Raw genomic sequence first — 8,246 nt, 5'->3', positions numbered from 1 at the left:
GTTAATTCATTAATAATAAAGTCATTGTACTGATGAGCTAAGTTGCCACGGTTTTTATAATCAGGCATTGCGGCCGTACCATACTCTTTCATTCGATCGGGCGGCGTTCCGCTTTCGTTAGCATGAATCGTCACAAAAACAATTGGTTCAATTTCGTTGGCACGATAAAGTTTGTTTAGGGTTTTTTCTATTTTTAAAGACTCCTTATCTTGTCCATCATTCATGTACAAAACTTTAAGTTTTTGTGAAATATTTTCGTAATTTGGTGGTAAAATCAAATCGTAAATCACTTCTCGTTTGAGAAACTTTGATTGTATCTTTAATTCATTAATTATTGTAACTTGCTGCACTTGAGAAAAGGTTTTTCTTGAAAAAAATAAAGGCAAAATTACTAAAATAGTAGCCTTCTTGATAAAAAATTTAAAATTCATTTGTTTAATAGCTTAAATTCGACTAATATTTCAGAAAAATATTTGTTTTGACAAATTTACAAATTCATAACTCAAAAACAGAAAATCAAATCAAAACAACATTTTATTTTAAAAAAATACAACAATACAATATTTTATCAAACATGTAAGATTCAATATTAAGTTAAATCAAAATTTTATTTGGCAAAACATTTTCTTGTTCAAAAACAATATACGAATTTTGTACCTTTATTACACTTCTCATTACAAAGTTTATGCAAGAAAAACACATAAAATTCTATTCGCACATCATAGGGCGAGACATTGATTTGTTGGTAAGCGGACACTGGGGCTACCCAATTCTCATGTTTCCAACTTCAATGGGAAATTACCTTCAAAATAAAGATTTTGGACTTTTAGATACTGTTGCAGATTTGGTTGATGCCGGTAAAATAAAACTTTATAATATTGATAGCATTGATTTTGATAGTTTTTACGCAAAAGATTTGCCTGCCAACATCAAAATTCATAATTATAATCTTTACACTCGTTTTTTGAAAGAAGAATTGGTTCCTTATATCCAAACCGAATGTAGTGTTCATCGAATTGGTGTAGCAGGTTGTAGTTTTGGGGGCTATCATTGTAGCAATTTTGCTTTGAAAAATCCAGATTTAGTGGCACATTTGTTCAGTATGAGTGGAGCTTTCAGTATCAAAAGTTTCATGAAAGGATACTATGATGATAATGTTTATTTCAATGACCCAATGGATTTTATGCAAAATGCTGAAAGTTGGAAATATAAACATCTAAACATCATTCTTGGCACTTCTGAATGGGATATTTGCCGTGAAGACAATCTAAATATGTCACGATTATTAGGCAATAAAGGCATTGATCATTGGTATGACGAAAAAAAATGGGCAAGTCACGACTGGCCACTCTGGAAAATGATGTTTTCGGAATATGTAAGAAAAATGCCGATTTAAAAGTCAATAACTAATTTCCATTTAATAGAACAAAAAACTCTAAAATCAATAAATAATACTAATAAAATCATGAAAAAAATAGGCATATTATTCGGCATGGAAGATACTTTTCCATGGGCATTTATTGAGCAAGTAAACAAAACTGCCCCAAAAGGCATTATTGCCGAAGCAGTTCAGATTGATAAAGTTGAGCAAGGAGTACCAACTGATTACGCAGTGATTATCGACCGTATTTCACAAGACGTGCCTTTTTATAGAGCATATTTGAAAAATGCAGCTCTTTGCGGCACTGCAGTTATCAATAATCCATTTTGGTGGAGTGCCGATGAAAAGTTTTTTAATAACTGTTTAGCAGTTAAATTGGGAGTTCCAGTGCCAAAAACTATTCTTTTACCTTCAAGAGAGCGTCCAGCAGACACTACTGAAAAATCATTCCGTAATTTAGTAAATCCATTAGATTGGGCTTATATTTTTAATCAAATTGGGTTTCCTGCTTATATGAAACCCCATTCGGGTGGAGGCTGGAAAAGCGTTTATAGAGTTGAAAATCCTGATGATTTATGGCATAAACACGCTGAAACTGGAGAATTAGTGATGCTTTTACAAGAAGAAATCCAGTTTACGGACTATTATCGTTGTTATTGCCTCAATGGAAAATATGTACATATTATGCCGTATGAGCCACGTAATCCACACCATTTGCGTTATGCTACCCAACCAAAAACACAAGGAGTAGAACACAAAAAATTGATGGCAACTATTACCGATTATGTTTTGAAATTGAACCATGCTTTAGGTTATGATTTCAATACTGTTGAGTTTGCGATTCGTGACGGAATTCCTTATGCGATTGATTTCTGTAATCCAGCTCCCGATGCTGATATTCACTCAGTAGGACAAGACAATTATGACTGGATTGTAGAAAATGCTTCAAAAATGGCAATTGAAAGAGCAATTGAGCAAAAAAATGGTAAAGACAACTGTACATGGGGTACATTCATTGGAAATGCAGCAATGGCAAATTTAGTATCTGTACCAGAGAAAAAAGCAGTTTCAAAGAAAAAATAAACACAACAAATTTCCTAATTTGTCGAGTTAATATTAGTAAATCCGTCGTATCAGAACAACCATAATAATACCGAACAAACTATGCACCAATTTACATTAGGTATTGAAGAAGAATTCCAAACGATCGACCCAAAAACTCGTGAATTACGTTCCCACATGTCAAAATTGGTAGAGGGTGGGCAAGTAATTTTGCAAGAACGAATCAAGCAGGAAATGCACCAAGCGGTGGTTGAGATGATTTCGAGTGTGTGTGAAAATATTCAACAAGCACGTGAAGAAGTAACTTACCTGCGTAGAATGTTGTTCGATTTGGCAGCCAAACAAAACCTCCACATTGCAGCCGCAGGAACACACCCTTTTTCTGACTGGCAGAAACAGCTAATTACCGAAGATGAGCGTTATGACAAACTAATTGATGATATGCGAGATGTGGCTCGCTCAAACCTGATTTTTGGACTGCACGTTCACGTCGGAATTCCCAGCCGTGAGGAAGGAATACAAATTTTGAATGCTGCAAGGTATTTCTTGCCACATATTTATGCACTTTCTACCAATTCGCCTTTTTGGTGCGGACGAAATACTGGTTTTAAATCGTATCGATCAAAAGTCTTCGATAAATTCCCCCGAACAGGTATTCCTGATTATTTTTCGAGTGTAGCAGAGTATGATAGTTACGTAAATCTTCTCATCAAAACAGGCTGTATTGATAATGGCAAGAAAATTTGGTGGGATGTTCGTTTACACCCATTTTACCCGACAGTAGAGTTTAGGATTTGTGATATTCCGATGAGAGTTGATGAAACTATCTGTTTGGCAGCGTTAATGCAAGCCATTGTAGCTAAATTACACAAACTTCATCAACAAAATCTAAATTTTAGACCTTACCATAAAATGCTCATCAGCGAAAATAAATGGAGAGCAGCTCGGTATGGTATTCAAGGAAACTTGATTGATTTTGGAAAAGAAATTGAAGTGCCTTACTCACATCTTGCCGAAGAATTGATGGAGTTTGTAGATGATGTGCTGGATGAACTTGGTAGCCGCAAAGAAGTGGAATATATCCATGAAATTTTGAGAATGGGTAGCGGAGCCGACCGTCAGTTAAAAGTATTTGAAGAAACTAAAAGTCTGAAAGCTGTTGTTGATTATATAGTAAAAGAAACAAAAGCAGGACTATAAAAGGAATTACGATTTATGAACGAGTTCGTTGCGATTACGAGATAAGTATTTGATTATTAATAGCTTATCTGAACAATTTTAATCTCAGCGAAATCCTCTCAAAATATTCGTAATTCGTATATCGTAAATTAAAAGAATGAATATTGCAATTTTAGATATGTACGATGGCAGAGCCAACGAAGGAATGCGTTGTATAAAAATGCTATGTGGACAGTTTTTGTCACAAGATGGCATTGAAGGACATTATGATATTTTTAATGTAAGAGAAAAAACTGAGTTCCCCAATATTGAAAATTATGATATTTTCATTTCGACGGGTGGACCAGGAAATCCACTACCAGAAGGTCATGCTTGGGAGGAAAACTACAACCATTTTATTGACCAAATTTTTGCTCATAATCAGGCTTCTGATGAAAAAAAATATTTGTTTCTCATTTGCCACTCATTTCAAATAGTAAGCAATTATTTAAAATTTGGAGATGTTTCCAAACGACGTAAGACTTCTTTTGGCGTAATGCCCATGCACCGAACCGATGATGGTGAAGAAGAGTTTTTGTTCGAAAAATTGCCTGATGTTTTTTATGCGGTTGATTCAAGAGATTATCAATTAGTGCAACCTAATTGGGAGAAAATAAATGATTTTGGTGCAAAAATACTTTGTTTAGAGAAAATAAGAGAGCATATCCCTTTAGAAAGAGCGGTGATGTCGATTCGTTTTTCGGACGAAGTTTTTGGCACACAATTTCACCCAGAAGCTGATTCTGAGGGAATGATGAGGTATTTTAAGCAAGAAGAAAAACGCATGGCAGTTATTAATGAATACGGCATTGAAAAATATGAAGAAATGATTGACCGCCTCGACGACCCGGATAAAATCATGCTCACCGAATCGGTTATTATTCCTACTTTTTTGAATCACGCTGCGGAACAGATATTAGCCTTAGCATAAAAAATAATGGAAAAGCCAAATCTTTCTAAACAGGCTTTTTGGGATGTTGATTTTCAAAGCCTTGATTATGACAAAGAAGCCGATTGGATAATTGGACGAGTATTTGAGTGGGGTAAATTAAGCGATTTGAAAAATCTTATTGCTTTCTATGGCAATGAAAAATGTGCCTTTGCTCTAAAAAAAGCTCCATTTTTAAGATTAAATGCCATAAGTTTGGGACATCTTTTGTTGGATATTCCTAAAGAAAACTTTAAATGCTACACAAACAGACCATCTCACATTCCCTTCTGAAAATCTTGCATAATCTTATGCAAAATAAAAAACTGAACGATTTTGTTTTGGTTGGCGGCACTTCACTTGCTTTGAGGTACGGTCATCGAAATTCGGAAGATATAGATTTATTTAGCTCATCAGAATTGCCTAAAAACCTTTGGAAATACCTTCAAACTAATCCAAATCGGCAATTACAGTACGCTGGTGATTTTGCCTTATTAGCATTTATTGAAAATGATATAAAGATTGATTTAGCAAAGTGGGACATAGATTTTAAGAATTATGAAACTATTGAAGGAATCAGAATTGCAAGTCCGCTTGATGTTTTTGCTATGAAATTTGATGCGATTTGTACACGAAAAACAAAAAAAGATTTTATAGATATTTACGAACTTTGCCAACATTTTTCATTTAATGATGGTTTTTCGCATTTCAATAATTTATATCCATACAGCAAAAATTCATCAATAATTTTTACTGCATTTGGTGAAATTGACAATGCAGATAGCTCAAAAATGCCCAAACTGTATAAAAATTACGACTGGGAGGAAGTAAAGACAAAATTAAAATATTACGCTAAAAGATACTTTTTAAGCTCATGATTCCACAAATCAGACATAAGTTCAATGAAAGTTTTTCGCAAGAAAAATTCGAGTCAATGCTTGCTGAAATTCAACAAGAATTTCCAAATCAGCTTGATTTTCGAGTTGCCGAAACACCAGTTTTTGTTCCCAAAGACCTAAAAATCAAACTTTTACAAGCCTGCAACGATATTATTGATGTTTTACTGAAACCTGATTTCAAGGAAAAAACACAAAGAGCCGTTCCAACAAATCAGAATGTACCAAATGAGGATGAACACCCAAGTTTTTTAGCCATTGACTTTGCAGTTTGTAAAGATGAAAATGGAGAACTTTCACCTCAACTAATTGAACTTCAAGGTTTTCCATCACTTTTTGGTTATCAATGGTATTTAGGTCAGAAATACCGTAAATTTTTTGAAATACCACAAAATTTTAGCCAATATTTCAATCGTCTTTCGTTTGCTTCTTACGTTGATGAAATGAAAAAAGTGCTTTTGGCAGATGAAAAACCTGAAAATGTAATTTTGCTCGAAATTTACCCAGAAAAGCAAAAAACACGCTTAGATTTTGAAATTACCAAACAACTCTGGGGAATTGAGCCTGTTTGTTTAACAAAAATAAAGAAAGTTGGTAAGAAACTTTTCTACGAAAAAGCAGGTAAAACCATTGAAATAAAACGCATTTACAATCGCTTGATTTTTGATGATTTGTTACAGAATTTTCCAAATTTGGAGACAAACTTCAAAATGACTGACGAAATTGAAGCCAAATGGGTAACGCACCCCAATTGGTTTTTCAGAATCAGTAAATTTACATTGCCTTTGCTCAAAAGTGCTTTCGTACCACAAAGTTTCTTTTTGTCAGAATTAAAAGAATATCCTGTCGATTTAGAAAATTATGTTTTAAAACCGCTTTTTTCTTTTGCAGGAAGTGGCGTAAAACTTCATTTTACGAAGGAAGATTTAGACGTAATTGAAGACAAAGAGAACTATTTGATTCAGAAAAAGGTAAAATACGAGCCAATTATTGAAGACAAAGAAGGAAATTTGATAAAAACTGAAATCAGAATGTTATTTACGTGGGAAGACAATGCTTCTCGACCAAAATTAGTTACGAATTTAGCTCGCCTAAGTCGTGGTGAAATGATTGGTGTAAACTTCAATAAAAACTTCGATTGGGTTGGTGGAAGTTGTGCATTTTTTGAGGATTGAAACTTTCTCGTGCCATGGAAAAATCATGCCACGAGAAAAACTTCACTTTATTTAAACAATTTAGCATATATAAGTCACTTTTATTGCACTTTATTCATTTCATCAAATATCGCTCTAAAGCAATTGGCTTGCGAATTACCTTCTTTTTTACTGTAAAATTCCTCCAAAAAATTACCCACACCCGACCAAACAGTCTGCATAATACCTTGATATTTTCCTTTCATTTCGGGGGTTGAACTTGCTCTAAAACGGGCTAAGTCTTGTACTTGTGCAACTCCTACCGCTGGCATTCTCCACGGACAAGTAATAACATTAAATCCCTTCATAGCAAACATTACTGCGGTTGGCAACGGTTGTTCGTAATGCCAATCGCAAATAGTAACATTTTTTGAAACCAAATCAATGGCTCGGTGCGTGTTATTATAGCTTCCTTCCCAAATGCCAATGCCAGTTGTTTTTCCATCAATCAATCTATCGCCCCAAATCCATAAATTTCTATTTTTTTGAGCCAAATGATTTTGAATTTTATTGACTTCTCCTGCAAATAATTCTGCTTTGTCTTTGCCACTGCATCTTGGACATTTATCATCACCTAAGTAAAAAACTTCATCCATTCCTGCGTGGAAAGCATTGCTTTCAAAAACATCACAAATCTCATCAACCAAAGCAAAAACAACTTTATGCACGCCCTCGTGCAATGGACAATAGCTTTTACAATACAAACCGTCAGCATTTGGCCAAACGTATTTTTCAGGCATTTTTACGTGAGGAGTTTCATCAAACTCAGGGTAAACATTCAATAAATTGGTGGTTTTGCTCGCCCAAGATTGATGTCCCAATAAATTGATTTGTGGAATAAGTCGAATTTTATTCGCTTGACAAACTTTGACAAGTTTCTTAATATCAGCTTTTGAAAGAGCGTTGGCATCACGTAGTTCGGGATGACTTTCAAACTGATAATTAAAATCAACTCTTAGGATTAATGTATTCACCCCTCGACTTGCCAATTCTTCATTGATAAACTTCACAAAAGGCTCAATTTCTTTTGTATTTGGTGCTGCAATACAAAATCCACGCACAGGAAAAAGACTGTCTTTTTTTGATTGGGCGAAGGAATTTATGCTTAGAAAAAGTGTAATTAAAAGTAATATTTTAGTTTTCATATTTGGTTGATGGGTGAAAAGTGATTTAATAAAACTCATATTTTAGTTCATGTACTTTTTTCTTGCCAAGTTGTAAATCTTCATAAATAATCTTCACAATTCGGTTGGGCGGCACTCCGTCGTTTTCGTAGATATTTTCTTGGGTGAAAGTTAGTTTTGGTTCTCCTATTGGTTTTGATTTTTTTAGAGGAATCTGATATGTTTCTTTTCGCAATTCTTGCAAACTATCATCTTTAATAATCTTTTGAATAGAATTCTCAATTAGCTTCTTTTTAATAAATCGCTGATTTTGAATTAAATTACTATTTTTTTTCATAAGAATAGTTGTTACCACACAGGTTGATTTTTAATGATTAGATTTAGGTATGGAAGTACCTCCAGTTGCCTTTTTAGCAATGTATCAATGACAGAACGAATGACACA

At 34.1% G+C, this 8,246-nt stretch carries 10 protein-coding genes; 7 read left to right on the top strand and 3 right to left on the bottom strand.

The window, feature by feature from the left end; genetic code table 11:
* On the bottom strand, positions 1 to 431 hold a 431-nt coding region (locus ACH2CJ_RS21780; RefSeq protein ID WP_394996698.1), incomplete at its 3' end, for an alpha/beta hydrolase-fold protein.
* Positions 432 to 685: 254 nt separating this feature from the next.
* Here ACH2CJ_RS21780 and ACH2CJ_RS21775 point away from each other — a divergent pair.
* The 7 genes from ACH2CJ_RS21775 (at position 686) to ACH2CJ_RS21745 (ending at position 6,660) form a co-directional block, all read left to right on the top strand.
* Positions 686 to 1,396 carry an alpha/beta fold hydrolase gene (locus ACH2CJ_RS21775; protein ID WP_394996696.1) on the top strand — a complete coding sequence of 237 codons (711 nt, stop codon included), beginning with the start codon at positions 686 to 688 and terminating at the stop codon, positions 1,394 to 1,396.
* 69 nt (positions 1,397 to 1,465) lie between these two features.
* On the top strand, positions 1,466 to 2,464 hold the full coding sequence (locus tag ACH2CJ_RS21770) for a RimK family alpha-L-glutamate ligase (RefSeq protein ID WP_394996694.1): 999 nt from the start codon (positions 1,466 to 1,468) through the stop codon (positions 2,462 to 2,464).
* An 81-nt stretch (positions 2,465 to 2,545) separates the two neighbouring features.
* Positions 2,546 to 3,643: a carboxylate-amine ligase gene (locus tag ACH2CJ_RS21765; RefSeq protein WP_394996691.1), complete on the top strand. Its 1,098-nt coding sequence runs from the start codon at positions 2,546 to 2,548 to the stop codon at positions 3,641 to 3,643.
* Between the two features lie 136 nt (positions 3,644 to 3,779).
* Positions 3,780 to 4,592 carry a type 1 glutamine amidotransferase gene (locus ACH2CJ_RS21760; protein WP_394996688.1) on the top strand — a complete coding sequence of 271 codons (813 nt, stop codon included), beginning with the start codon at positions 3,780 to 3,782 and terminating at the stop codon, positions 4,590 to 4,592.
* 6 nt (positions 4,593 to 4,598) lie between these two features.
* Positions 4,599 to 4,883: a DUF6922 domain-containing protein gene (locus tag ACH2CJ_RS21755; protein ID WP_394996685.1), complete on the top strand. Its 285-nt coding sequence runs from the start codon at positions 4,599 to 4,601 to the stop codon at positions 4,881 to 4,883.
* Between the two features lie 17 nt (positions 4,884 to 4,900).
* Positions 4,901 to 5,467, top strand: a complete 567-nt coding sequence (locus tag ACH2CJ_RS21750; protein WP_394996682.1) for a nucleotidyl transferase AbiEii/AbiGii toxin family protein — start codon at positions 4,901 to 4,903, stop codon at positions 5,465 to 5,467.
* Entirely contained in the window at positions 5,464 to 6,660 is a 1,197-nt protein-coding gene (locus ACH2CJ_RS21745) for a hypothetical protein (protein WP_394996679.1), read from the top strand. Before ACH2CJ_RS21750 ends, ACH2CJ_RS21745 begins: the two co-directional genes overlap by 4 nt.
* A gap of 80 nt (positions 6,661 to 6,740) precedes the next feature.
* On the opposite strand, the gene ACH2CJ_RS21740 is transcribed toward ACH2CJ_RS21745, so the two are convergent.
* Both ACH2CJ_RS21740 and ACH2CJ_RS21735 read right to left on the bottom strand, forming a co-directional pair.
* Complete coding sequence (locus ACH2CJ_RS21740; protein WP_394996677.1) at positions 6,741 to 7,823, bottom strand: family 20 glycosylhydrolase; 1,083 nt, start codon at positions 7,821 to 7,823, stop codon at positions 6,741 to 6,743.
* A 25-nt stretch (positions 7,824 to 7,848) separates the two neighbouring features.
* Positions 7,849 to 8,139 (bottom strand): hypothetical protein, encoded by a 291-nt coding sequence (locus ACH2CJ_RS21735; RefSeq protein WP_394996674.1) that lies wholly within the window; start codon positions 8,137 to 8,139, stop codon positions 7,849 to 7,851.
* Positions 8,140 to 8,246: the final 107 nt, after the last annotated feature.

Source organism: Emticicia sp. (assembly GCF_043780375.1).
GTDB lineage: Bacteria > Bacteroidota > Bacteroidia > Cytophagales > Spirosomataceae > Emticicia.
The sequence above is the reverse complement of the archived record's forward strand: the minus strand, read 5'-3'. Positions and strand labels throughout refer to the sequence as shown.

Coding starts and splice junctions, on each gene's coding strand:
- ACH2CJ_RS21775 (WP_394996696.1), top strand. CDS start 686: ATGCAAGAAAAACACATAAAATTCTATTCGCACATCATAGGGCGAGAC.
- ACH2CJ_RS21770 (WP_394996694.1), top strand. CDS start 1,466: ATGAAAAAAATAGGCATATTATTCGGCATGGAAGATACTTTTCCATGG.
- ACH2CJ_RS21765 (WP_394996691.1), top strand. CDS start 2,546: ATGCACCAATTTACATTAGGTATTGAAGAAGAATTCCAAACGATCGAC.
- ACH2CJ_RS21760 (WP_394996688.1), top strand. CDS start 3,780: ATGAATATTGCAATTTTAGATATGTACGATGGCAGAGCCAACGAAGGA.
- ACH2CJ_RS21755 (WP_394996685.1), top strand. CDS start 4,599: ATGGAAAAGCCAAATCTTTCTAAACAGGCTTTTTGGGATGTTGATTTT.
- ACH2CJ_RS21750 (WP_394996682.1), top strand. CDS start 4,901: ATGCAAAATAAAAAACTGAACGATTTTGTTTTGGTTGGCGGCACTTCA.
- ACH2CJ_RS21745 (WP_394996679.1), top strand. CDS start 5,464: ATGATTCCACAAATCAGACATAAGTTCAATGAAAGTTTTTCGCAAGAA.
- ACH2CJ_RS21740 (WP_394996677.1), bottom strand. CDS start 7,823: ATGAAAACTAAAATATTACTTTTAATTACACTTTTTCTAAGCATAAAT.
- ACH2CJ_RS21735 (WP_394996674.1), bottom strand. CDS start 8,139: ATGAAAAAAAATAGTAATTTAATTCAAAATCAGCGATTTATTAAAAAG.